This window comes from Chitinophaga sp. GbtcB8 (assembly GCF_019091455.1).
Lineage (GTDB): Bacteria > Bacteroidota > Bacteroidia > Chitinophagales > Chitinophagaceae > Chitinophaga.
In genome coordinates this window covers 1-240 of sequence record NZ_JAGXJN010000351.1, presented here as the reverse complement: position 1 = coordinate 240, position 240 = coordinate 1, and the positions used below count along the sequence as shown (strand labels likewise).

General features: G+C 38.8%; 1 protein-coding gene. It reads right to left on the bottom strand.

Annotated elements, in window-relative coordinates; translation table 11 throughout:
* A partial coding sequence (locus KVT36_RS32065; RefSeq protein WP_217607491.1) for a YdeI family protein occupies positions 1 to 240 on the bottom strand: 240 nt, incomplete at both ends.

Here is a 240-nt window from a genome sequence, read left to right as displayed (position 1 = left end):
TTGTTTAGGCTTCAGCTTCTGACTTGCAAGTTCCGCTATTTCATTGATCCTTTTTTGCCTTGTTTCTGGCCGTTTGGCAAGTACCAGCCATTGTAAGATGCTTTTTTTGACAGTTCTGCTTAAGCTCATAAAATAGTCCTTTGATCCTGACTTGCTTTTAAATCCGCTGGCCAGGTCTTTCGGTATTTTAAATTTTTCAACATCGTCTAAAATTATCCATGCACCATTATTCTTTGGGGT